Source organism: Bartonella henselae str. Houston-1 (genome assembly GCF_000046705.1).
In the GTDB taxonomy this organism is placed as follows: domain Bacteria; phylum Pseudomonadota; class Alphaproteobacteria; order Rhizobiales; family Rhizobiaceae; genus Bartonella; species Bartonella henselae.
Window position 1 is genome coordinate 428,071 of the sequence record NC_005956.1, and the last position, 25,006, is coordinate 453,076.

The 25,006-nt window shown below is 38.8% G+C and carries 17 protein-coding genes and 1 tRNA gene; 13 read left to right on the forward strand and 5 right to left on the reverse strand.

The window, feature by feature from the left end:
* The first annotated feature begins 69 nt into the window (after positions 1–69).
* Complete coding sequence (locus AYT27_RS01965; protein WP_011180316.1) at positions 70–1,359, forward strand: adenylosuccinate synthase; 1,290 nt, start codon at positions 70–72, stop codon at positions 1,357–1,359.
* A 241-nt stretch (positions 1,360–1,600) separates the two neighbouring features.
* Positions 1,601–2,956 (forward strand): hypothetical protein, encoded by a 1,356-nt coding sequence (locus AYT27_RS01970; protein WP_011180317.1) that lies wholly within the window; start codon positions 1,601–1,603, stop codon positions 2,954–2,956.
* 159 nt (positions 2,957–3,115) lie between these two features.
* Here AYT27_RS01970 and rpoH read toward each other — a convergent pair whose 3' ends face one another.
* From rpoH to AYT27_RS01985, 3 genes are all read right to left on the reverse strand, one after another.
* Positions 3,116–4,000 (reverse strand): RNA polymerase sigma factor RpoH, encoded by an 885-nt coding sequence (rpoH, locus tag AYT27_RS01975; protein ID WP_011180318.1) that lies wholly within the window; start codon positions 3,998–4,000, stop codon positions 3,116–3,118.
* A 157-nt stretch (positions 4,001–4,157) separates the two neighbouring features.
* A complete protein-coding gene (locus tag AYT27_RS01980; RefSeq protein ID WP_011180319.1) occupies positions 4,158–5,162 on the reverse strand; it encodes an RluA family pseudouridine synthase in 1,005 nt (334 codons plus the stop codon).
* A 33-nt stretch (positions 5,163–5,195) separates the two neighbouring features.
* Complete coding sequence (locus AYT27_RS01985) at positions 5,196–6,626, reverse strand: aldehyde dehydrogenase family protein (RefSeq protein WP_011180320.1); 1,431 nt, start codon at positions 6,624–6,626, stop codon at positions 5,196–5,198.
* A 428-nt stretch (positions 6,627–7,054) separates the two neighbouring features.
* On the opposite strand from AYT27_RS01985, the gene AYT27_RS01990 reads away from it, so the two are divergent.
* The 3 genes from AYT27_RS01990 to AYT27_RS02005 all read left to right on the forward strand — a co-directional run bounded on the left by AYT27_RS01990 (position 7,055) and on the right by AYT27_RS02005 (position 12,327).
* Entirely contained in the window at positions 7,055–9,580 is a 2,526-nt protein-coding gene (locus AYT27_RS01990; RefSeq protein WP_011180321.1) for a DNA translocase FtsK, read from the forward strand.
* Positions 9,581–10,310: 730 nt separating this feature from the next.
* Entirely contained in the window at positions 10,311–10,469 is a 159-nt protein-coding gene (locus tag AYT27_RS09135) for a hypothetical protein (protein ID WP_223396427.1), read from the forward strand.
* A 544-nt stretch (positions 10,470–11,013) separates the two neighbouring features.
* Positions 11,014–12,327: a sensor histidine kinase gene (locus AYT27_RS02005; protein WP_011180322.1), complete on the forward strand. Its 1,314-nt coding sequence runs from the start codon at positions 11,014–11,016 to the stop codon at positions 12,325–12,327.
* A 15-nt stretch (positions 12,328–12,342) separates the two neighbouring features.
* Here the strand turns inward: AYT27_RS02005 and mscL are convergent, their stop codons facing one another.
* Positions 12,343–12,756, reverse strand: coding sequence for a large conductance mechanosensitive channel protein MscL (mscL, locus tag AYT27_RS02010; RefSeq protein WP_011180323.1), 414 nt, complete (start codon positions 12,754–12,756; stop codon positions 12,343–12,345).
* A 573-nt stretch (positions 12,757–13,329) separates the two neighbouring features.
* Between mscL and AYT27_RS02015 the strand changes: the two genes are divergently transcribed.
* The 7 genes from AYT27_RS02015 (at position 13,330) to edd (ending at position 21,759) form a co-directional block, all read left to right on the forward strand.
* On the forward strand, positions 13,330–14,418 hold the full coding sequence (locus tag AYT27_RS02015; RefSeq protein WP_011180324.1) for a quinone-dependent dihydroorotate dehydrogenase: 1,089 nt from the start codon (positions 13,330–13,332) through the stop codon (positions 14,416–14,418).
* Positions 14,419–14,550: 132 nt separating this feature from the next.
* Positions 14,551–14,627: transfer RNA gene (locus AYT27_RS02020), tRNA-His, on the forward strand.
* 178 nt (positions 14,628–14,805) lie between these two features.
* Positions 14,806–16,233: a glutamine synthetase family protein gene (locus AYT27_RS02025; RefSeq protein ID WP_011180325.1), complete on the forward strand. Its 1,428-nt coding sequence runs from the start codon at positions 14,806–14,808 to the stop codon at positions 16,231–16,233.
* An 11-nt stretch (positions 16,234–16,244) separates the two neighbouring features.
* Positions 16,245–17,528 (forward strand): NAD(P)/FAD-dependent oxidoreductase, encoded by a 1,284-nt coding sequence (locus tag AYT27_RS02030; protein ID WP_011180326.1) that lies wholly within the window; start codon positions 16,245–16,247, stop codon positions 17,526–17,528.
* A 116-nt stretch (positions 17,529–17,644) separates the two neighbouring features.
* Positions 17,645–19,120, forward strand: coding sequence for a glucose-6-phosphate dehydrogenase (zwf, locus tag AYT27_RS02035; RefSeq protein WP_011180327.1), 1,476 nt, complete (start codon positions 17,645–17,647; stop codon positions 19,118–19,120).
* Between the two features lie 10 nt (positions 19,121–19,130).
* Positions 19,131–19,889 carry a 6-phosphogluconolactonase gene (gene pgl / locus AYT27_RS02040; RefSeq protein ID WP_011180328.1) on the forward strand — a complete coding sequence of 253 codons (759 nt, stop codon included), beginning with the start codon at positions 19,131–19,133 and terminating at the stop codon, positions 19,887–19,889.
* A 46-nt stretch (positions 19,890–19,935) separates the two neighbouring features.
* Positions 19,936–21,759, forward strand: coding sequence for a phosphogluconate dehydratase (gene edd, locus AYT27_RS02045; protein WP_011180329.1), 1,824 nt, complete (start codon positions 19,936–19,938; stop codon positions 21,757–21,759).
* A gap of 56 nt (positions 21,760–21,815) precedes the next feature.
* Here edd and folD read toward each other — a convergent pair whose 3' ends face one another.
* Positions 21,816–22,715, reverse strand: a complete 900-nt coding sequence (gene folD, locus AYT27_RS02050) for a bifunctional methylenetetrahydrofolate dehydrogenase/methenyltetrahydrofolate cyclohydrolase FolD (protein WP_011180330.1) — start codon at positions 22,713–22,715, stop codon at positions 21,816–21,818.
* A gap of 320 nt (positions 22,716–23,035) precedes the next feature.
* Between folD and AYT27_RS02055 the strand changes: the two genes are divergently transcribed.
* Positions 23,036–24,910 (forward strand): AsmA family protein, encoded by a 1,875-nt coding sequence (locus AYT27_RS02055; protein ID WP_011180331.1) that lies wholly within the window; start codon positions 23,036–23,038, stop codon positions 24,908–24,910.
* The last annotated feature ends 96 nt before the right edge of the window (positions 24,911–25,006 follow it).

A 25,006-nucleotide genomic window follows, 5' to 3' on the forward strand; every position in this document is an offset into this window, starting at 1 on the left:
TGTTTCGTTATAAAGAAACGTTTGTTTTTGAATGCTGGTTTTGTTTGACCAAACACGACGGAGAAAGTTATGGCCAATGTAGTAGTTGTAGGGACGCAATGGGGCGATGAAGGCAAAGGTAAAATTGTAGATTGGTTGTCGGAGCGGGCAGATATCATAGTTAGATATCAGGGTGGACACAATGCAGGCCATACATTGGTTGTTAATGGAGTTAATTATAAATTATCACTTTTACCGTCTGGTTTAGTTCGTGGAAAATTATCAATTATCGGTAATGGTGTTGTCGTTGACCCTCATCATTTTGTAGTAGAATTAAAAAAACTACGTGATCAAGGTGTGAAAATTGTACCGGAAATTTTACGTATTGCTGAAAATGCTCCATTGATTCTTTCCTTACATCGCGATCTTGACGCAATTCGCGAAAGTGGTTTTTCGGGTTTAAAAATTGGTACGACAAAGCGTGGTATTGGTCCGGCTTATGAAGATAAGGTGGGGCGTCGCGCTATCCGTGTGATGGATTTGGCGGAAGCTAATACGCTTATGGCTAAGATTAAACGACTTTTGCGACATCATAATGCTTTGCGTCGTGGGATGGGCGTTGCAGAGATTGATTCTCAAGCGCTTTATGATGAATTAATGCAAGTGGCGGATGAAATTTTACCCTTTATGGATTGTACTTGGCGTCTTTTGGATGAAAGTTATCGGATGGGTAAGCACGTTCTTTTTGAAGGTGCACAAGGTGCTTTATTAGATAATGATTTCGGGACTTATCCTTATGTGACGTCATCCAATACAGTTGCTGGGCAGGCGTGTACTGGCTCAGGTATGGGACCTGGTGCAATTCATTATGTTTTGGGTATTGCAAAAGCTTATACAACACGTGTTGGAGAAGGGCCGTTTCCGACAGAGCAGATAAATGATATTGGCGAATTTCTTGGAATACGTGGGCATGAATTTGGCGTTGTTACTGGTCGAAAACGTCGATGTGGCTGGTTTGACGCTGTCTTAGTCCGTCAAATGGTAACGATTTGTGGTGTTCAGGGTATAGCATTGACAAAGCTTGATGTTTTGGATGGTTTGGATGAAATTAAAGTCTGTGTTGGTTATGAACTTGATGGGAAAAGAATTGATTATTTACCCTCTTCCATGGGAGCACAATCCCGTGTAAAGCCTATTTATGAGACATTAGAAGGTTGGAAGCAAGCAACAGCGCATGCGTTGAAGTGGGAAGATTTACCAGTACAAGCTATCAAATATATACGCTATATTGAAGAATTGATCGGTACGCAGGTGGCTTTATTATCCACGAGCCCTGAGCGTGAAGATACTATCCTTATTACGGATCCTTTTGCAAATTAATCATTATTTTTAGATTTCCGTATAGTTTTTCGGTTTTTTCTATGTTTCTCTAAGAAGAGAGACTTAAGAATGAAGGAGAAAAAGCTGCAAAAGAGCATTGTTTATTTTTCATATTCATTTTAAACTATTCCAATAGTTGTATCAATATTAAGTGATCATCAATTTAGACAGCTAAAATAAAAGCGTTTTTAGCTTTACGGCTGGGGTTTCTTTCCTCAGTTTGAGGAAGATTATAGAACATATGGTAGATTTCGTTGGAATCTTAAAAAAGGCAATCAATGCGCAAAATAATGTTACACCACAATTGCGTAAGCGAATTTATAAGAGAGCTCTCAAAACACTAGAACACCAATTTGTAGCAACAACAATACCACAAGCAATAGCAGAAGAGCAAAGAAAGATTTTGCAAAGTGCTATTGCAACTGTTGAAGCAGAATATTTAGCGGTTGAAAAAGAATTGCTTTCTTCAGTTATTGGGTGGAATCCTAAAGGTATAACTGAAGCTGACAAACACACACAAACCTCTGTCTTGTCACAAGGTCATGAGTCTTCCATTTTAGGTATGTCAGATGCAGAGCCTGTCAATATGAAAGCTTGTTTTGCTTCTCAGCACGCTGACAACACTACGTTAAGGGTTTCTCCTTTAGCTTCTCCTTTGCAAGGAGATAATCCGCACATTGTTTCGCATATTTTTTCTCAAGCCTTGCGTCGTGCTAATAGGTCATCGATGCAAAGGCGTATTGTGATAAGTACTGCTATTGTTACCGGTTTTTTCACCTTAATAATTGGTATTTGTTTTGTTGGTGGACGTGTGTTTATATCAAATGATCATCAGTTGTCTGGGGGGAATGTTAAAGCTTCTCATGTATTACCACAGACACTTTCGGTCAAAAGAAAGCTAACGCAACGCTTATTAGAAGACGGGAGTGAAGTTGATACCAGTTTAGATCAAACGGCAGATTCTTCAAATGAGGAAGGAATTTCAACAGCTATTTCCAGCAGTTTACAGTCAATGGAACAGCTCGGTGAAGCTGTTTTTTATCAAGCGCGTACGGATTATGATACAGAAAAAGTAGCAACTGGGAGTGCTCGTTGGACGCTTATAAAGGAATCTCGCGTGAAGGGAGCTCCAGAAGAATCGGCTATACAAGGTGATATAACAATTCCAGATAAAGGATTATCATTACGGTTAATTTTACGTCGTAATACTGACGTATCTTTTCCTGCTGCGTATATTATGGATCTTATTTTTATTCTTTCTGATAAATTTTCAGGCCAGGCTATAAGCAGTGTTCAAGCATTAACTTTTAAAGCAAGTGAACAATCCGTTGGGCAGGCTTTAACTAGGACTGTTACTGCGAAGATTTGTGATGATTTTTTTCTTGTTGCTTTGAGCAGCAAACATCCATTTCTTAACCGAAATTTACAATTGATGCGGGAATTAGATTGGATGCGTTTGGTATTGACTGATAAAAACGGGCGTACAAACGAATTAACCTTTGCAAAAGGACCAATAGGTGAGTCTATTTTTAATAAGGTTATTGGAAAATGGCTTGAGGAACCAGAAAAGCTAACAGTTCTTGGTCAGAAGAAATAAAGTTTCAATACGGATGATGGAAAAAGCTCTAAATAGAATTTTCGCCGTAAAAATAAATTACTCAACAACCTAATACAAAGACAAAGAGCAAACCTTCTGCTGGCTCTTTGCCATTTTAAAATACACAAATAATTGACTCTACACTGAACTTTGGAAGTTTTACACTTGATTTTGGGATAAAGCAGAAGCTTTGATAGAATTTTGTATTTTTTCAAATGCACGCATTTCAATTTGTCTTACACGTTCCCGACTGATGTTGAATTCACTTGAGAGTTCTTCTAGTGTCAGTGGTATATCGCTTAAACGACGTGCTTTAAAAATACGTTTTTCACGTTCATTTAAATTATCCAAGGCATTTGTTAGCATGGAACGACGATTTTCCAATTCATTTTGTTCGATTAAAGTTTGTTCCTGATTATTGGAGTCATCGACCAGCCAATCCTGCCATTCACTATTTTCACCTTCTTTTGTTCGAAGTGGTGCATTGAGTGAAGTATCACCACCAAGTCGACGATTCATTGAGACAACTTCATCTTCGGTGACATTTAATTGGATTGCAATTTCTTTTACTTGCTCTGCATTAAGATCACCATTGTCAAGTGCTTGAAGTCTACTTTTTAACTTACGAAGGTTGAAAAACAAGCGCTTTTGATTAGCAGTTGTTCCCATTTTTACCAAACTCCAAGACCGCAATACATATTCCTGGATAGATGCTTTAATCCACCATATTGCATAGGTTGCAAGGCGGAAACCCCGTTCTGGTTCGAAACGCTTAACGGCCTTCATAAGTCCAACATTCCCTTCTGAGATGACTTCCCCAATGGGCAGTCCGTAGCCCCGATATCCTACTGCGATTTTGGCTACGAGGCGCAAGTGACTGGTTACCAATTTATGCGCAGCTTTTAGGTCGTTATGTTTACGATAACGCTGAGCCAACATGTACTCTTCTTGCGGCTCAAGCATTGGAAAACGACGTACTTCTTCCAGGTAACGACTCAAACCTCCATCACCTGTTGTTACTGATAGCAGATTCATATGGGCCATATAGCACCCTCCTTTTGCATGAATTCCCTAATAAGGCAAATTCGATTTCTAGACATTATAAACAATAAACATCTCTACAAGCCTATATCGTATCATAATTTTCAATTTTGTTCAAAAAGAGATATTTTATTGTCAAATCATGAGAGAGCTAAAAGTTTCAATTTATTTTTTTTAAATGCTTGATAAGTTCAGCCATATCTTGAGGGAGCGGTGAAGAAAAAGACATAATTTTACCTGTAGCGGGATGCTCAAAGGTAAGATTGGCTGCATGGAGAGCTTGTCGGTTGAATTGATCGATTGCATTTTTAATTATAGAATTAAGCGTATTTGATTTTGTTTTAAAAGCATTGCCATAAACAGTATCACCTACAAGCGGGTGTCCGATGTGAGCCATATGAACACGGATTTGGTGAGTCCTTCCAGTTTCTAGACGACATTCTAGAAGACTAGCAAAAGGTGTTTTATCTGCACAGGTGCCATATTGTTCTAGGAGAGAAAAATGTGTAACAGCGTGACGAGCATGGAGACATTGGTTATAGACGACCGCCTGCTTTGTTCGATTATGCGGAGAACGGCCAACGGGGGCATCAATTGTCCAAACATTACGGTTAGGAGATCCCCAAATCAAGGCATGATAACGTCGATCTAATGCGCTAGTACGTCCATGGTCAAAAAATTGTGCACTAAGGCTTTTATGAGCAAGGTCGTTTTTGGCGACCACCATGACTCCACTTGTATTTTTATCGAGACGATGCACAATGCCGGGACGCTTAACCCCGCCGATACCAGACAAACTCTTACCACAGTGATGAATAAGGGCGTTAACCAATGTTCCAGTCCAATTGCCATTGCCGGGATGAACAACGAGACCAGCAGGTTTATTAATGACAATGACATGATCATCTTCAAAAAGAATGTCCAATGCAATAGCTTCACCGCTAGGTTCTGCATCACGAAGAGCAGGCATTGTCAATTCGATAATTTGATTGGATTTTAATTTTGTTTTCGGCTCCTTTATGAGTTGACCATCAACTTTAAGATAGCCTTCACGAATGAGGGCTTGCAGACGTGAACGTGACAGCACATTGTGATATTGTTTAGCAAGCCACTGATCGAGTCGTTGCCCAAGAGCATTCTCATCCGTTATTCGCTGTGTGACCATACAATTCCTATTAAGCTTTTCATAAGAGCCTTATTACCAGTATGAAATTGCTTTGGTATCGAGAAATTCTTTAATTCCCCAAAGACCTCCTTCACGGGCACGTCCAGAAAATTTTACACCTCCAAAGTAACTTCCACCCGGTAATTCATGTCCGTTAACTTCTACCATACCAGAGCGCACTTGTGCGGCAATACGACGACATTTGCTCCGATCTTGCGATTGTATATAGTTTGTAAGCCCATACTCAGTGTCATTTGCCAAAGTGACGGCTTCATCTTCTGTGTTAAAAGGAAGAAGAGAAAGGACTGGACCAAAGATTTCTTCTCGAAAGATACGCATATGAGGTTTCACATCGGCAAAAACTGTTGGGCGTACATAATAACCACGTTCCATTCCCATTGGCAAACCAGTCCCACCTGTGACAAGAGTTGCACCTTCATCAATTCCAGATTGGATAAGATCTTGGATTTTATCATATTGTTCTTTTGAAACTACCGGACCAATATGATTTCCTGTTTGGTGTCCTGGTCCCACCTGTGTTTTTTCGGCAATATCTTTGGCTGTTTTGATGGCTTTGTCATAGATGGCTTGTTCCACAAGCATACGTGTTGGTGCATTACAGCTTTGTCCACTATTATAAAAACAATGTCGTACACCACGTTGAAGAGCATCTATATCAGCATCAGCAAAGATAATATTTGCTCCTTTACCTCCCAGTTCCAGACAGACTCGTTTCAAAGTATTGCTAGCATTTTTAGAAATATCTTTTCCTGCTCTGGTTGATCCGGTAAAGCTGATCATTCCCAGATCTGGATGAGCAGAGAGGTAAGAGCCGACATTGGCGCCATCACCATTGATTAAATTAAAAACGCCAGAAGGTAAGGCGGCTTCATCTAAAATTTCAGCAAAGAGCATAGCAGAAAGAGGAGCAATTTCAGAGGGTTTTAAGACCATAGTGCAGCCAGCTAAGAGAGCAGGAATAACTTTAAGAGTTACTTGGTTCATGGGCCAATTCCATGGGGTAATCAACCCTACGACGCCGATAGCGTCATAATGAAGAATCGCTTGTTCATTTCCTTCTATTAAAGCCTCTTGGAATGAAAACTCTTTGTAAGCTTTGATAAAGTTGCGAATATGAGAACTGCCAGTTGCTGTTTGTGCATTGAGCGCCATATCAATAGGTGCTCCCATTTCCATTGAAATGGTTTTTGCCATATCACTTGAGCGTTTTTCATAAATCTCTAAAATTTTTTCAACGAATCCAAGACGTTCATGAGGTGAGGTTGTTTTCCAGGTTTGGAAAGCTTTTTTAGCAGCATTAATTGCTTTGTCTGCATCTCTCGTGCTACCAAGACTAATGACAGCACAGGCCTCCTCTGTGGAGGGGTCAATGACATATAAATCATGAGGAGTGCTTGGATCGTCCCATAGACCATTGATATAAAATTTCCGCTTATTTAACATGATACACTCCCTATTTTTTCTATTATTGAAATTCCATCCTATTTGAGACATTTTTAATAAGAATAACAAGGATAATCTTATCAAAGATACAGGATAGACTGTTTTATCATAAAAAGGCTGAAGAGTTGAAAAAGTACCAATCGTAACAACTCTTTGTATTATTTGTATAAAAGAGAATAGAAAAAAATAATGAGCGATTTTTTTGTAAGAGAATTTTTTTAAAATCAATTTCTGAAAACTATATAAGAGGATGAATTTTGCAATTTAGGCAGTCAATGTTGAGGAAGTTTCATTAAGAGGAATTATAGCATTCTTTTTTTCATCAGAAAGTGACCGTTAGCAAAAGGTTATTAACCTTCATACGATAGTCTCTATACATTCTTTTTGAAGAGGTAATTGTTCTTATTGCTATAAGTTTGTTGGGGATCATGCATAATTCGAAAACAAAATCCATTTCTATGTCTTCTTTGTCTAATGAGAGTACAAAAGGTGCATCAGAAAAAGTTTCATCTTCTAAGATTACTGAAATATTTCCTTATCCGGAAGTATGGAAAAAGGCGTTTACACTCGGACAGAATGTGCGTTTTACCCGAACACCAGAAGTTGAAATTTTACGCCGTCGCATAGAAACAGATCCAATTTTTGCAAAACAGTTTAAAATTTTTGCGAAGCAAGAGCAAAAAAATCTTACAAAAACGATACATTATAACAAGAAAACAACAAATCTCCCTTCGACCAAAAAGGTGATGAATTCTCGATCGATAGAGAATAAAGCATCAATTTGTCATTCAACTGTTTTGGAGCAGTTGTCACAGCAAACTGTTCCTATGCCACTTGAGAAAAATGCCGGGAAGCATAAATTACAAATAGAAAATGTGGTGCAAAAAACACAGCCTATTTTTTATCTTTCTGATGATGCATTTTTTGAGTGTGAAGCCTTTATGTTAGAACAGGTTGACACTAAAATTTTAGAAGAAAACCCCACATCGATTGATTTTACAAGTGATGAGGCTTTATTGAATACAGCTACTTCCTTTGATGAGTCAATTACTGCTCTTTATCGTGTTCTTGAATACCGTTTTCCACAATTTTACAATGCCATTACATCGGAATCTCTAGAGGAGGAATGTCAGGGAATTGAAGAAACTTCTGATTTAATGCATGTAAAGAATGATACTGTTAAAGAAGTTCAAAAGTGTCATTCTGAAATGATTGTTGAAGATTCTACTCATACGTTAAACGATACAAGTGCGACTAATAAGCTCAAGAATAGTAACAATATTGGCAGTCGTATAAAAGAAAGCGTAGAGAAGAATTCAGAAGATTTATCTCTCATGAACGCAAAAGGAAAAGCATTGCGATCCATTAGCGCGTCATTAGGCAGTTATAATTCTGTTTTTATGCCAAATACTCAGTCTTTTGACTATGGTAATTATGAATTTCCTCCCATTGATTTATTGCAGGAGCCTGTTTTTCATGAAGGTACGGTAATTCCGCAGGAAACATTGGAACGAGGTGCTGGACTTTTGGAAAGTGTTTTGGAAGATTTTGGAATTAAGGGTGAAATTATCCATGTTCATCCAGGACCAGTAGTGACAATGTACGAATTTGAGCCTGCAGCTGGAGTAAAATCATCACGGGTCATCAATCTTTCTGATGATATTGCTCGTTCTATGTCTGCTATTTCTACACGTGTTGCTGTAATTCCTGGACGCAATGTCATTGGCATTGAGTTACCCAATGCGGTTCGTGAAACCGTTTATTTGCGGGAGTTAATCCAAACAAGTTCTTTTCGTGAAAGTCAATTTAAATTAGCTCTTGCTTTGGGGAAGGGGATTAATGGGGAGCCTGTCATTGCAGAATTAGCGAAAATGCCTCATTTATTGGTTGCGGGAACAACGGGATCGGGCAAATCTGTTGCGATTAATACAATGATTTTGTCGATTCTTTATCGAATGACACCAAAGCAGTGCCGTTTGATCATGGTTGATCCTAAAATGTTAGAACTGTCTGTTTATGATGGCATCCCACATCTTTTAACACCTGTTGTGACGGATCCAAAAAAAGCGGTAACAGCTTTAAAATGGGCTGTTCGTGAAATGGAAGAACGTTACCGTAAAATGGCTAAATTAGGTGTCCGTAATATTGATGGTTTTAATGCACGCGTTGCCCTTGCGGCACAAAAAGGCGAAACGATTACGTGTACTGTACAGTCGGGTTTTGATAAAGAAAGTGGGGAAATGCTTTATCATGAAGAAGCAATGGATCTAACACAGCTTCCTTATATTGTTGTGATTGTTGATGAAATGGCCGATCTCATGATGGTGGCAGGTAAAGAAATAGAGAATGCTATTCAGCGCTTGGCGCAAATGGCGCGTGCAGCAGGCATTCACCTTATTATGGCAACACAGCGTCCTTCTGTTGATGTCATCACTGGCACGATTAAGGCGAATTTTCCTACCCGTATTTCCTTTCAGGTAACATCAAAAATTGACAGTCGTACAATCTTGGGAGAACAGGGTGCGGAAACGCTTTTAGGCCAGGGAGATATGCTTCATATGGTTGGTGGTGGACGCATTGTGCGCGTTCATGGGCCTTTTGTTTCTGACGAAGAAGTTGAAGCGATTGTTGCACATCTTAAAATGCAAGGAAAGCCTGATTATTTAGCAACAGTAACGGATAGTGAAAACGATAACAAAGAGGGGGAAACAGCTGATTCAGTTGCGGAAGTTTCTACGGCAGAAAATGTTGGTGAGGATGGTGAAGAACTTTATATGCAAGCTGTAAAGATTGTTATGCGTGATAAAAAATGTTCGACATCTTATATTCAACGACGGCTTGCAATTGGTTATAATAAGGCAGCTTCTCTCGTAGAGCGCATGGAAGAAAAAGGCATTGTTGGAGCCGCTAATCATGTTGGAAAACGTGAGATTCTCATTAATGACTTACAATAATAAATAAGATAATTTTAAAGCTAAATAACTGTAAAAATATTGAACGGTCGTTATTTTAAGAGTTAATGCTTGATTTATTGCAAAGATGCGCGTGTTATTACGTGATCATTTGTTACTATGAAAGATTAAAGAGGAAGTGGTAGAGCAAAAGCGGTATTTTGTATTAAAGCTGCGGGTAGGAACGCAGGGTAATACAAAGAGGGCGTGAGATATCTTTGCCATTTTTAGAGTATCTGGAGAATGTAAAGAAATTAGATAAGCTTTCTTTCGAGGACAGAGAGCTTTTTTCCTCCATTATGCATCACCATTTTTACACCTATGAAGGAGTAAGCTGGCACCATCATTCTCTTTGCCAGCTCAAAATGTTGCCGATAGTCCTTGCATTGAGATGGTTCATAAAAGGCATTTTTCTCCTTTCTTAAAGGTTTTTTATCTGTGCGCTAATCCCGCTTGTGATGTGCAAGTGAATGGTTTTGATTATTTCAATATAAGAGGGGTTAAAATGAAAGAATCTTACGGTATTAAGGTCTCTCATTCACATTTTAAAAAATGTTATAAATCAATATCTTGACTCAGATTGTAGAAATGTTTTTTGGTCAAAAAGTGTTGCAGCGTATTTTTGTTTTTTCTTTTGTGGCTGTTATGATTGTAGAATGGTCTTTTTTTGATCAGGTGGAGCACGACAAAATATTAGAGTGCTCAATGTGTAGGTTCTGTTGCGTTAGGTGGTTTGAAGCGCTATATTGAATTTCCTTTAATATCGATTGATGTTATTGATGGCAAAGTATTTTTGCTGGAAGCTTTCGGGGAGGAAGGTATTTCTTTTATGACTGGTTTGGACGATGCAACTATGCCCGTTGCAGTGATTGATGAAAATGTAACGGTGTGAGGGGCTTCTTGTCATTTTTGTTTTGTTGATGAAATGGTCAAAATTCTGCTACAGACCACTGATAATGAGATCCCAGTCAGAGTCATTTTATCTAGAGGGGGTATTTCTACATAAATTGGCATTATTAATTTGAAAGGAAAATCAGTAATTTTATGGGTTTTATGCGTGTTCTTAAAGGCACAGATATTTAAGTGTAAGCAAGATCTTATTGTGTTATGCCAGAACTTTTGTCACGATGTTTTCGCTGGATATGGATAAAAAGAGCCACTTTTGTGATATATCAAAAGAGTGAGCTGAAGTTATTAAGTCTCTATCTTCCTCTATTTTAGGATCTCTTTATGTATGAACTTGCCAATCAATTTCATGAGGAGCGGGAGCACATATTCAGCAATTTTATTGAGGTGGTTATACCTTGGAGTGAACAGACTGTTTAAGGGACTGTTGATGGTTGTTTAGAATGGCTTTATGTTAAACTCTCTGTTTTGCCGATTTTAAATGCCAAACACAGCGTCTTAAATGGGGTCATGATTTTGGTGTTTTGAACATGCAAGAAGAAGTACAAGAAAAAAGAGTTGAAGATTTGAATACAAAAACATCGAGTCTCTCGGAGGTAGAGCGTTCAGCTTTTCGTGAGATTGCAGAACGCTTGCGTGACGAACTGGATTCATCGGTAGAGGGGATGCATTTGGTTGAAGAAACAGCCGATGAGTTGCCATGTGCACAGACATTGTCTGGAAATGTCATAGAGAAATTTCTTGTAAAAGAGCCAGCAGCAGTTTTATCATTGTTGGATACAGCTACTGATGGCGTTTTATGGTTGAATGAACAGGGCTTCATTCAAGCTGTCAGTCGTTCTGCTTTGGCATTAACTGGTTATGAAATAAATGAATTACTCGCTCAGCCATTATCATCATTATTTACTTTGCAAAGTCGCTCTTTGGTTGAAAAATATTTTGAGTTGATCCGTATGAAGAGAAAAAATCAGGCTTTTATTCGCGGTGACACAGCTGATTTAGTGACGAAAAATTATAAGAGTATAACCGTTTCTATGACGATGGTATTTCTGGCACGACAAGACAGTTATGCTGTTATACTACGTAATATGACAAGTGTGGTATTACCCTTAGATAAAAAGGCCGAAGAGAATAAAATGGTTGGAGTTGTTCATGAAATGCGAACACCTTTAAATGCTCTCATTGGTTTTGCAGAAATTATGAGGGATGGCCGTTTTGGTGCGATAGACAATGAGCGTTATCGCGGATATTTACGTGATATTATTTCATCTGGAAGACATATATTATCGCTGGTGAATCAATTACTAGAGTGCTCGAAAGCAAATTATTTGAGTTCAAATCACCAGAACAATAGATCCGTTATAGCTGAAACATTTGATGTGACGTCCTGTTTGCGTGCGAGTATGGCTTTTCTTGAAACACAAGCGAATTATAATGGTATTATTATGCGCATTGTTGCACCAGTTTATGTGCCATTTATTTGTATATCGCAACAGATATTTCGGCAAATCATATGGAATCTTCTTTCCAATGCCATCCGTTTTACACCATCGGGTGGACAAATTATTGTCCACGTTTCTTATAGCAAAAAAGAGCGAGTGAAGATTTCAGTGAGTGATAATGGTGTAGGGATGAATGACGAAGAGATTCTACGAGCACTACAACCTTATGGTCAAGTAGAACGCAAAGATGGCCGCTCTGGGGACAGCGTTTTTGTTGGCACTGGTCTAGGACTACCAATGTGTAAAGCAATGGTAGAAGAAAGTGGTGGCCAATTTTTGTTATTTTCAAAACCAAATCACGGGACAACTGTAGAAATGTTTTTTCCTATATTTTATGCGTGAAGTTCACGCATCAATTTATTTTTTCTTGGCCAACAAATCTCTGATTTCTGAGAGAAGTTGTTGTTCTAGAGACATCTTTTTTGAAGTTTCCTCCTCTTCTTGTTTTCTGCGTATTTTATTCATACTTTTAACAAAGAGGAAGAGAACCCAAGCAATAATGAGAAAATTGATAAGTAAAGTAATGAAGTTGCCGTAGCTAATAGTCGCTCCGGCTGCTTTAGCCGCACTCAAAGTAGCTTGTTTTTCACCGGCAAGTTGAATAAACATGTTAGAAAAGTCAATCCCACCTGTGATGAGACCAATAATTGGCATAAAAATATCATTGACAATCGAATTGACTAAGCCTCCGAAAGCTCCCCCTATAATTACACCGATGGCGAGGTCAATCATATTACCTTTTAGGGCAAATTCTTTGAATTCTTTAAGCATTAGGTTTTTCCCCTTTGTATATTAGACATACAGTAATTTTAACTATCGCTTTTGATAAAAAAAGAAAGGGTAGTTTTTTCACTTTCTTGCAGCATTATATTATAAATATCAAAACCCTTTTGAGATTCTTATAACATGTTAAAGGTTTCACGAGGCGCTTTGTTTGGCTTGAGAGAAGAATAGTTTATAAAGCTCAGACGGATAATTTTTTGATAAGAACTGTATTTTCTCTTCTTGGCGACTAAAGGTAAACCATTGTCTTTAATTTATAAAATTATTTCAAGACTTTTATGATAATATATTGAAAAATGAGATATATTTTATGAGGTTATCTGTTGTTCTTATTTGCAGAGTGTTGCAATTTTCAATATCTGAATAATTGTGAAAAAAAGAAAGGATTTTTCTGTTCAATGTTCATAAACAGAAAGATGAAGAGCAATGATATTGTAAACTTTCTTTTAGTAGGGATTACGTTATTATCGAGATAAGGTTCGATCTATAATGGTAAGCTTTTATGTTAAAAGTTTTACGTGAGGGTGCAATGGATTATTTGTGTGTTTTGGAGAGGGATGGATGAGTTTTTTTCGTTGTATTGGTCGTTCTGCTTTATTTATGTTGGATCCAGAGCATGCACACCGTTTAGCGATTATGGGGCTGAAAAGTGGACTGAACAGTTATCAGAAGGTCGTTGATAATCGGTTATGTGTGACTATTGCGGGTCTTAAATTTGAAAACTTTATCGGTCTTGCTGCGGGTTTTGATAAGAATGCAGAGGTTGTCAATGATGTTTTTCATTTAGGATTTGGTTTCACTGAAATTGGTACTGTTACGCCAAGACCTCAGGTTGGAAACCCTAAACCGCGGCTTTTTCGCCTGAGAAAAGATGAAGCGATTATTAATAGAATGGGTTTTAATAATGATGGGCGTCAAATTGTTTACGGCAGACTTCATGGGTATAAACGTCTTGGTATTGTAGGGATTAATATTGGGGCTAATAAGGATACGGTCGATAAGATCGATGATTATATCACGAGTATTGCTTATTTTTATGACGTTGCTGATTATTTTACGGTTAATATTTCTTCACCTAATACACCTGGTTTACGTGATTTGCAAGTGCGTGATAGTTTGCATCTTTTGATGAATGCGATTTCGCAAGCGCGTAATGAACAAAAGAAAAAGCATGGATTCTTCGTTCCGATTTTTTTGAAAATTGCGCCTGATTTATCAGAGAAAGAATTGGATGATGTGGCTGAAGAAATGAAACTCTCTGATTTTGATGGTCTCATTGTTTCCAATACCACTCTTTCACGCCAAGGTCTTAGGGAGTGTACACTAAGGAATGAGGAGGGGGGACTTTCTGGACGTCCTCTCTTTGAGCGTTCTACTATTGTGCTAGCAAAAATGCGTCAAAAATTAGGAAAAAAGATTGCAATCATTGGTGTTGGGGGTATAAGGGATGCAAAAACAGCCTTGGAAAAAGTGAAAGCTGGTGCAGACTTAGTCCAATTATATAGTGGGATGGTTTATGAAGGTCCAGACCTTGCCATAACTATTTTGAAAGAGATTTTACAGTTTATGCAGAAAGATGGCGTTGAGAGCATAAAGGCTTATCGCGACCAGCGTGTTGAGTATTGGGCAAAACACATGCTTTCTTCATGATAAAATTATTTTTTTATAAAAAATGCGGGATTTTTTTTAAGGGGCTTGCAAACTCTTCTAATCTTCCTTATGTCACACAAGAAAAGAATAAGTCTTTACGAAAGAGTGAACAGTCTGATACATTCACTTTATGCGGTTGTAGCTCAGTTGGTTAGAGCGCTGGTTTGTGGCACCAGAGGTCGTAGGTTCGAATCCCACCAACCGTACCAGTTTTTTCACTATGTTTGATAAGATAAACAGCTTATAATAATCTCAAAGTTTCTTTTACCTTAATGGAAATTGTGTCATTCTTTTAAAAATTAAGTTAATAAAGTTTTTGTGTGAGGTTCATGCATGGATGATACCATAAAAGTGGGGTGCTTGAGTATTTTTTAAAGTTGGTGTGTTATGGTGGTGAAAAATGGTAAACAAATAAAAAGCAAAGGTTCTAAGCTTGTTTCTGATTTTCTCAAGAATTTACGTGGTGTAGATAATTGGGAGCAAGTTTCGCAGTGGCTTGCATTCCGTAATGTAGAAGATATTGAATGTATTACGCCTGATCAAGCGGGTGTACCCCGTGGTAAGATGATGCTTTCTAAAAAATTTACATCGAAAACATCGTTGGCATTGCCTTCAGCCGTTTTTATGGCCACAATTTCAGGAGATTATCCTGAAGATGGTCATGGTTTTGAGTATCCTAAAACAGATGGCGATTTACGCCTTGAACCTGACCTTTCTACATTAAGCATTGTGCCCTGGGAAGAAGCCCCTACTGCACAAGTAATTTGTGATCTTGTCTATCAAAATGGCGAAGTTGTTGATTACACACCACGAAATGTTTTGCGAACAGTGATCGATTTTTACACACAAATGGGTTTAAAACCAGTTGTGTCACCAGAAATTGAATTTTATTTGGTGCAGAAAAATCCAGATCCTGATTATCCTTTAGTTCCTCCGGTTGGTCGTTCTGGACGTTCAATTGGTGGGGGGCAGGGCTATTCGATTGCTGGTGTGAATGAATTTGATGATTTAATTGATGATATTTATCATTTTTCGGAAGCGCAAGGGCTAGAAATTGACACGCTTATTCATGAGGAAGGAGCAGGTCAGTTTGAAATTAATTTACGTCATGGCGATCCAATTGAATTAGCTGATCAAGTTTTTATGTTTAAACGAACGATTCGTGAAGCGGCATTGAAGCATAATATGTATGCAACTTTTATGGCTAAGCCTATTCAAGGGCAACCGGGTTCTGCTATGCATATTCACCAGTCGGTTGTTGATAAGAAAACGGGTATGAATATTTTTACACAGAAAGATGGGAAGGAAAGTGTTTGTTTTCGCCATTTTATTGGTGGATTACAAAAGCATATGGCTGGTGTTTTTGTGATGCTTGCTCCTTATGTGAATTCTTATAGACGTCTTGTACCTGATCTTTCGGCGCCTGTTAATTTGCGATGGGGATATGATAATCGTACTACAGCTTTTCGTGTGCCTCGTTCTGCTCCAAAGGGACGCCGTGTTGAGAATAGGCTTCCTTCTTCAGATGCTAACCCTTATTTAGCGCTTGCGGCTTCTTTAGTTTGTGGTCTTATCGGATTGCAGCAAAAGCTTGAACCAGATGAGCCGACAACAAAGAATGTGAATGCTGATAATATTGAATTACCGCGTGGACTTATTGAGGCTGTCAACTTATTTGAACAAGATACAGCAGTGCGTGCTATTCTAGGAGAGGTATTTGTAAGTACTTATGCTGCTATCAAACGACAAGAGTTTGAAACTTTTATGGAAGTGATTAGCCCGTGGGAACGTGAATATCTTTTGCTGAATGTTTAAGTTTTATTACGATGATTGAATATAATTCGATTTCTCCAGAAATTTCTTGGTATGAAGACACTTTAGAAGAGCGTCCTTCTTATCCATTTTTTGACGGACAGAAACAGTGTGATGTAGTTATTATTGGCGGTGGATTTACCGGGCTTTCGGCTGCTTACCATCTCTCTAAGGCTGGAGTTAATGTTGTTTTGTGTGAAGCTTCGCGTTTTGGGGATGGTGCTTCAGGGCGCAATGGTGGGCAATTGGGAACAGGGCAACGACAATGGGTGGAAACTTTAGAGAAACAATATGGTTTTGAACGAAGTAAGGCGCTGTTTGATTTAGCTGAAGAAGCCAAAAGGGATATTTTGTCTTGGTGTGCGATGCCTGATTGTCAGTGTGATTTTATGGAAGGACAACTTTCTGTGATCCATAAAAAGCGCGAGGTAATATCTTATCAACGGCATGTTGAGCTGATGCAGCGTTATGGTTATTATGATCTCTCTTTTATGGACAAGGATGAAACAGCTAAACGGCTTGGTTCGTCTTTTTATTATGGCGGTCTTTATGATGCCCATACTGGTCATATAAATCCTTTAAAGCTGGTTGTTTGGTTAGCAAAAAAAGCAAAAAATGCTGGCGCTAAACTTTATGAGAAGACAAAAGTTACTGCGGTAAATCGTAAGGGTAGCCATTGGATAGTGATAACAGAACGAGGCAAGATAATGGCTGAACATGTTTTATTGGCAACCAATGCCTATAAGCTTGGATTTCAGCGTTTTGTTGAGAAAAATATTGTTTCTATCCGCTCTTATATTGGAGCAACTGAACCATTATCAAAAGAGAGTCCCATTCTTCTGGGAGGCGAATCAGTAGATGATTCTCGTTTTATGGTTCGCTATTTTCGTAAAAGTGTTGATAATCGCTTATTATTTGGCGGAGTAGAAAGTTATGATAATCGGCATCCCGCAGATTTAGAGGAACGTATACAAAGACAAATTGCTGAGATTTATCCTCATCTCAAATCTATAAATCTCACGCATTGTTGGGGTGCAACGGTCGCCATCACAGTTGAGCGCATGCCTTATGTTCGCCAACTTTTACCAGGTATGATTTATTGCGGCGGTTATTCGGGACATGGGGTTATGCTTGCTCCTTTTATGGGGAAATTATATGCTGAATGGTTAACTGGGAAGCATGAGCGTTTTGCGTATTTTCAGAGTTTAAAGATTTCATCTTTTCCAGGGGGAAAAATGCTGCGTTACCCGCTTATATTTTTCGCAATGCATTGGTTTTCTTTGATGGATCATTTTTAACGGACATCATTTAAAATGAAGGAAATTAATGGCTTGTTTAGCGTTTGTCTGCTTTAATGATAAGCTTCTATAAATTGTTTAATCTTTTATAATTGAATAGAAAGAGAGACGAGTTCATGGTGAGTAAAATTATTCCAGTCTCTCCCTTTGACTGTATTGTGTTTGGTGGCAATGGTGATTTAGCAGCACGCAAACTTATACCTGCTTTATACCATTGTCAGTGTGTTGGGCAATTGAGCGAGCCAACACGTATTATTGGAGTTTCGCGCTCTTCTTTGAGTGGTGAAGAGTATCAAAATTTTGTTCGTGCTTCTTTAGAAAAATATGTTCATCCAAAAGATCTCAATCGAATTGAACTCAATCGTTTTCTTGCGCGTTTAACCTATATTTCTGTTGATATTACATCAAATCGAGGGTGGAGAGATCTCGCTTTACCGCTCTCAGAAGATCCATCTGATATTCGAGTTTTTTATTTAGCAGTTGGTTCATCCCTTTTTGGTGATATTGCGATGAGATTGGGACAAAATGGTTTAGTAACGCAAAAAACACGAATTATTATTGAAAAACCTATTGGTTGTAATGTAAAAACAGCGGTTCAGCTCAATGATACATTTGCAAGCGTATTTGATGAAGATCAGATTTTTCGCATTGACCATTATCTGGGCAAGGAGACCGTTCAAAATTTGATGGCATTGCGGTTTGTTAATACACTTTATGAGCCGTTATGGAACTCCAATTATATTGATCATGTACAGATAACGGTGGCTGAATCTTTAGGATTGGAAGGGCGTATAGAATATTATGAGAGTGCAGGTGCACTGCGTGATATGGTACAAAATCATATGCTGCAATTGCTCTGTTTGGTTGCTATGGAAGTACCATTTACCAATAGTGCGAATGCTGTGCGTGATGAAAAACTGAAAGTTTTGCATTCTTTAATGCCTCTCGATGTTCGTAATGTAGAGCAATATACTGTACGTGGGCAGTATCTTTCTGGTATATTGGATGATGTTTGTGTAAAATCTTATCTTGATGATTTGGGGAAAGAAGTTAGTAGGAGCGAAACATTTGTGGCGCTTAAAATTAAGGTTGATAATTGGCGGTGGGCAGATACGCCTTTTTATTTGCGAACAGGTAAACGCATGTCCACGCGGATGTCTGAAATTGTTATCGTTTTCAAACCCATTCCCCATAATATTTTTGAGACGGATTCAAATGAAATTTTTTCTAATCGGCTCGTCATTCGTCTCCAGCCTGATGAAGGCGTAAAACAATGGTTGATGATTAAGGATCCAGGTCCTGGTGGTATACGATTTCGTCATATTCCATTGGATATGAGTTTTGCGTCTACATTTTCTCAGCGTAATCCTGATGCTTATGAACGCTTATTAATGGATGTTATTCGCGGAGATCAAACACTCTTTATGCGTCGTGATGAAGTTGAAGCTGCTTGGCGTTGGATTGATCCAATTCTAGAGGGATGGGAAGCCATAAAGCAGCCTGTTCATGGTTATAGCGCTGGCTCATGGGGACCATCTGCTTCGAAACTTTTGATGGAACGTGATGGGCGTATATGGAACAATTTGGTTTAGAGCGATAAATATGTATGGAATAAATATCGACCATTTAGATTTTGCAACACCCACTGCTCTTGCTTTAGCATTAGCTGATCGAGTCGCCGCAGAGCTTAGCGTGTCTGTTCTTGAGCGTAAGCGAGCGATTTTGGCAGTTTCTGGTGGTAAAACACCAGAATTGTTTTTTCATTATTTGTCAAAAGCTGATATTGATTGGGAAAATATCATCATTACTTTGGTTGATGAACGTTTTGTACCTGTTCATCATGAGCGTTCAAATGAACATGTCGTGAGACGCTATTTGTTACAAAATTTTGCCGCTAAAGCGCGTTTTGTAGGGCTTTATCAAAAGGCAATTACGGTTGAACTTGCCGCTTTTTCAGCAGCTAGTCGTGTCAATACTTTGCCTAGACCATTTGATGTGGTTGTTTTAGGAATGGGGGTGGATGGACATACTGCTTCTTTTTTTCCTGATGCTGATCGCTTGAAACAAGCACTTGATCTTCAAACGCAAGCACTTGTTTTACCACTTTATGCGAAGAGTGCTCTTGAGCCAAGACTCACGCTGACTTTACCAGTTATAATGCAATCTCGTTGCATTATTCTCCATTTTGAAGGTTTTCAGAAACGCGATTGTTTTGAAGTAGTTTGTCAGAATGGATCTGAAATGGAAATGCCTGTTCGAGCGGTTTTACGCAATGCTCATCATCTTGTTCAGGTTTATTGGTCGCCTAAAGAAAATGAAATAAGTGAAGCAGAACATAAGACGAGTAAAGTAGATACGTAGTCCTTCTAACTCATGATGGGATGCGTAAATGAAAGGGGGAATAAACATGGCACTTTCAAAGACAATTGCTACGGTTACGCGAAGAATTTGTGAACGTTCTGCTCCGACGCGGGAAATTTATCTAGACCGTATTGCAAAAGCGCAGGCAAATCATCCGAAGCGGAGTTTTTTAGGATGTGCCAATCAAGCCCATGGTTTTGCGGCATGTGGTTCAATAGATAAAAAGCGTTTGAAGCGTAATATCGTTGGGAATATTGGTATTATTACTGCATATAATGATATACTTTCGGCCCATCAACCTTTTGAGAGTTTTCCTCACTTAATTAAAGAGACAGCCCGTATGTTTGGTGGTGTGGCACAAGTGGCAGGTGGTGTGCCTGCGATGTGTGATGGTGTCACACAAGGGAATACAGGAATGGAGCTTTCCCTTTTTTCGCGTGACGTGATTGCCATGGCGACAGCTATAGGTTTATCACACGATATGTTTGATGCGGCACTCTATCTCGGGGTTTGTGATAAAATCGTACCTGGTTTGGTGATTGGTGCACTAACATTTGGCCATTTACCAGGAATTTTTGTTCCAGCTGGTCCCATGACAAGTGGTCAAGGCAATGACGAAAAAGCGAAGATACGCCAGCTTTATGCAGAAAATAAGATAGATCGTCAAACATTGCTGGAATCGGAAGCTCGTTCTTATCATGGGCCAGGAACATGTACATTTTATGGAACGGCTAACTCAAATCAGGTGATACTGGAGATGATGGGGCTTCACATGCCCGGAAGCTCTTTTATCAATGCGAATACACCGTTGCGTGATGCCTTAACAAAGGAAGCCACGAAGCGTGTACTTGAAATGATCGCTCTTGGCGATAGTTACAGTCCAATTGGGTTGATAGTGGATGAGCGCTCTTTTGTGAACGCTGTTGTAGGCTTGAATGCAACAGGAGGATCTACTAATCATGCAATTCATTTAATTGCTATGGCTGCTGCTGCGGGTATTCTATTGACATGGCATGATATTGCAGAAATTTCGTCAGTCGTGCCTCTTTTAGCACGAATTTACCCCAATGGTTTGGCTGATATCAATCATTTTCACGCAGCTGGTGGTATGGGATTTGTTATCCGCGAATTGATTGAGGCAGGTTTAGTTCATGAAGATGTTTGTACAGTTTTTGGTAAAGATCTCAATGCTTATGCAATTGAAGCAAAGCTTTGCAATGATGACAATGTAGTGCGCGAGCCTGCTTTAAATGAAAGTGCTAATCATAAAGTATTAACAGGATGGAGAAAGCCATTTCAGTCTGATGGTGGTATTCGTATTTTATTGGGAGACTTAGGCACAGCTATTATGAAAGTTTCATCCGTCAAATCAGAGTATTGGCGGATTGAAGCTCCAGTTCTTGTCTTTAATGATCAAGAAGAACTGCAAGAGGCTTTTAAAGCGGGGGTGTTGAATGATAAAGACTTTATTGCTGTCATTCGTTACCAAGGGCCAAAAGCTAATGGTATGCCAGAGCTTCATAAATTAACGACAATTTTAGGTGTTTTACAAGATCGTGGTCAAAAGGTGGCATTGGTAACGGATGGTCGTATGTCCGGTGCATCAGGAAAAATTCCTGCTGCAATTCATGTGACACCAGAAGCTTTGGATGATGGTCCGATTGCGCGTTTGCAGAATGGTGACGTCGTTTGTCTTGATGCTCATGTGGGTAAGTTAGCTATTTTAGAAGATAAGGTAGAATTTAATGCACGAAAAATCACCCTTCCTGACCTTTCAAAGAATGAATATGGCGTTGGACGCGAACTTTTTCGTATTTTTCGTCACTCCGTTAATCGTGCAGATCAAGGAGCATCTGTTCTTATAGCATGAGTAAAGAGCGAAAAGTAGATAAAGTAATGCATATGCAATGAAAGTGCATAAAATCCTTAGAATTTTGGTATGGGCAGATTATGTAATCGAGCCGCAGCTTTGAGCGTATTAACCATCAGCATAGCGATTGTCATTGGTCCGACTCCTCCTGGAACAGGGGTGATTGCGGCAGCTTTTTCTTTTATTTCTTCAAAATCGACATCACCAACAAGACGCGTCTTTCCCACACCTTTCTCTGGTGCTGCAATGCGGTTAATGCCCACGTCAATAATAATGGCCCCATTTTTAACCCAGTCTTTTTTAATCATTTGTGGGCGACCTATAGCTGTTACTAAGATATCAGCGCTACGACATACGTCATCAAGATCACGAGTACGACTATGAGCGATTGTTACAGTGGCATTTGCTGCTGTTAAGAGGGCGGCCATAGGTTTGCCAACAATATTTGAGCGTCCAACAACAACAGCATCAAGACCAGATAAGTCTTGTCCACATTGTTGTTCAATCATCATCATGGCACCAGCTGGTGTGCAGGGAATGATAGCATCTTCAAGTGCATTTGCTGCGAGTTTTCCTATATTGATATAATGAAAACCATCAACATCTTTTTGGAAAGCGATGGCTTGTGTTATGCGGTTTGTATTAATATGATCAGGGAGGGGAAGTTGTACCAAAATACCGTGGATTTGGGGATCGGAATTTAATGTTGCGATGAGGTGAAGGAGTTCTTTTTCCTGTGTTTCTTTTGAAATCATATGCTTGATTGAAAAAAAACCACATTCTTCGGCTTTTTTGCTTTTTGACGTGACATATACCTGACTTGCTGGGTCGTTTCCAACAATGATGACAGCGATACCAGGTTGTATCTTATAGTTGTTGCGCAATTTAGTTGTTTCAGCCTTAACTTTCATAATAATTTTTTCAGCGAGCTTTTTTCCGTCAATAATATTGTTCATAGGAACGATCCTTTCATGAGGCCTATTTGTTTTGTTTGTAAAGCATTTGCTGACGATACAATAGAGCTTTGTAGCAGTATTAATCTGGGAATGCTAAGGATGGTTTGAGAATGTTATATATTTTTTGGTTTTCGAGAGATTTTAGAATAATTGCTTTGTTAAGCAGCAGCAACATTGCCGTTTCAATAAACTTTGGATAAGAACAAGAATAATACAATTATTAAATAAGTATGACGGATTTTAAGATTATAAGAACTTTTTTAACGATAATTAAGATGTGCTTTTAATCTGTTATAGGGGCAAAAGTATAGAGGAAGATTGTGCGCGCCAGAATAATAAAATTTTTGAGCGGAATTTTTATTACAATTGTTGTTTTATTTGAAGTTGGTATTCTCATTTTACCTTATCTTGTGTCGACAGATACGATTCGTATTCGTTTAGCGCAGGATTTGAGTGTGTGGACAGGCTATAATGTGGAATTGCGTGATCCACCGCGGTTGAATATTTTTCCTTATCCTAAAGCATATCTTTCCGGTATTACTTTAATATCAAAAATGAATAATGCTGCACCACTCATGGAAGCTGAATCAATAGAAGTTGATCTTTCTTTGGTGGATCTTCTTTCGGGACATATTTCTTTTTCAGAGACACGAATTGTGCGTCCTCAATTTGTTATGGAAAAGCCTGTTAAAACAGTAGCGGATTTTTTTGCTAGATTTTCGCGTTCACGAGGTGCATTAGGATTAGCAATACGCAATGCTCGTGAAATATTAAAACATAACCCTGATAAGCCAGATACAAAGCGTCTTTTGAAGCAGCCTTTTGGGCGGATTGTTATTGAAAATGGCATTCTCGTATATCATGATAGTATTTCGGGTATAGCAGAAAAAATAACGGGATTAAATGCTGTTTTAGATTGGCCAGAGTCCACGCAGGAAGCGCGATTTCATGCAGATGCTCGTTGGCGCGGAGAATTGACAAAATTATCAATTAATGCCGATCAAGCGTTGCTGCTTTTAGCAGGAGGGAAAAGCCAGGTTAAGGCAAGTCTCAATTCTGTGCGCGGTGGTATAACCTTTATAGGACAGGCACGGTTCTCTGAATACTATGTTTTTGACGGAAAAGTATCGATGCGTTCTCCGGGTTGGAATCAGACATTGGCCTGGATTGGAGACAATCAATTTTGGGGGCATCAATTAAAAGAACCTATTGTATGGGAGTCTCGCTTTGTAGCACAGCCAATGCATATCCAAATGGATAATGTTGCATTTACGATGGGTACGGCAAATGCACGTGGAGCTTTAGAAGTTGATTTTCAGGACTATGTACCAATTATAATTGGATCTTTAGCATTTGATAATCTAGATTTTGACCTTTTAAGGTCAGTGTTTTCTTCAGTTAAAGAGAAGAATCAATTCCTTGATATGGCAGATCGTATTGGGGTAGATGTACGGCTTTCTGCACCACAAGCAAAAGTGGGAAATGTTGTATTGACTGATTTAGCTGCTGCCATACAAATAAAAAATGGGCATGGCATTTTTGATCTTGGACATGCTAACGTTTTTGGTGGAGCACTTCAAAGCAATATTCAAATAACATCAGTTGGTCAGAAAATGCAACTTGAAGGACGCGTTTCAGGGACTTCCATTGATACCAAAGTTGCTGCAGAGGTGCTAGGAATACGCCCATTTGCACAGTCCAAAACCAATTTTATCATGACAGTAAAGACCCTTGCCAGTTCTTGGTCGGAAATTTTTGCGAAAATGCAGGGTGAATTAACACTGAATATGTTTTCTGGACGGCTGTTAGGATATGATTTGAATGATTTGCCGACAAGGCTTTTTAAAAAGGAACAATTTCTTTTAGTGAATCATGATTCCTTATCCACAATCTTTAACCGTTGGGATATTCAAACAAGATTTTCAGATGGCACAATTACTGTGATCGAATCATTGATGCATACGGCGGATTGGAGCTTATCCATTCAGGGAGCAATTGCAGCATCAATTGCTCAAGATCAACAGAATGAATTGATATTACAAGCACAATTACGAAAAAATAATATTTCAGAAACTTTATGTAGAGATGTCGAATGTCTTGCGAACAGTCTTGCGTGGCCTTTTTCTTTTTCTCTTAGCTCTAAAGGACAGGAGCATGGCAATTTTTGGGTTAAAAAAGACATTGATACGGATTGATCATTGTTTTTCATTATGAGCAGCTATTTTAGAAACTTACTGAAAACATTATGTGCATATAATATGAATATAAATTTCTGAAAATATTTAGCATAT